Below are 737 nucleotides of genomic sequence, written 5' to 3'. Positions count from 1 at the left end.
CAGCCGGATTTGAGTATCTTGTGGAAGACCTCGATCTTCCATCGCAGGGAATACCATTCGAGTTTCTCGATCGCATCCCTGCGCGATTGCACCGGAAGATCGGTCAGGAGTTTCCATTCGATCTTCTTTCTGTTCTTTGGCGCCCCTCTTTCATCAGCGTGAATCACTGCCAGTGTCAAAGCTGGATACCGCGACTGCTTGCCTATCGGCGGCAGAATACGGATTTTACGATTGCGGATTTCAAGAACAGCCTGGTCTGGATTGCCCTTGCTATCCTGGACCTCGATCCGGTGGAGACCATCGCCTGCGAGGCGATTGACGCAGGTCCTTACTAAGAAATGCGTTCCAACCTCTTGGGCGGCGCAAAACAATTCATAAATATCGGCCTCACGATTACCGATATGGATGCACTGCGATGGCTTCTCGAAAAGCTCAGTGGATTGCTTGAGGTTCTCCAGCCACCGAATGCTCTCCCTGGTTTCAATGGGTATCCGTGTCAGGTTGACCTCGCGCCTGAGCGCCGCGACCCCTTCTGAATTTCTTTCTGGTCCAGAACTTCACGGCGCTGAGCCCCAGTGGAAGTCCCTCGAGGGTCACCGCAAGGCTCGAATGCATCAATATTCCGCATGTCGCGTAGGTTTGGGGTTTTCCGTCCAATCTTCGAGAGTTGCTTTTGGGGATGCGCTTAATCATCCCGATCAGATCCGGGCGCTCCCTTTGATAGGTGAATTCGGTCG

The 737-nt window shown here is 53.3% G+C and carries 1 protein-coding gene and 1 pseudogene; one reads left to right on the top strand and one right to left on the bottom strand.

The window, feature by feature from the left end; all coding sequences use genetic code 11:
• On the top strand, nucleotides 1–335 hold a 335-nt coding region (locus tag H8A95_RS43345), incomplete at its 5' end, for a hypothetical protein (RefSeq protein ID WP_229188493.1).
• A 145-nt stretch (nucleotides 336–480) separates the two neighbouring features.
• Here the strand turns inward: H8A95_RS43345 and H8A95_RS43340 are convergent.
• A pseudogene (locus H8A95_RS43340) lies at nucleotides 481–737 on the bottom strand (IS4 family transposase); the annotation flags it as partial.

Source organism: Bradyrhizobium oropedii (assembly GCF_020889685.1).
Taxonomy (GTDB): domain Bacteria; phylum Pseudomonadota; class Alphaproteobacteria; order Rhizobiales; family Xanthobacteraceae; genus Bradyrhizobium; species Bradyrhizobium oropedii.
The sequence above is the reverse complement of the archived record's forward strand: the minus strand, read 5'-3'. Positions and strand labels throughout refer to the sequence as shown.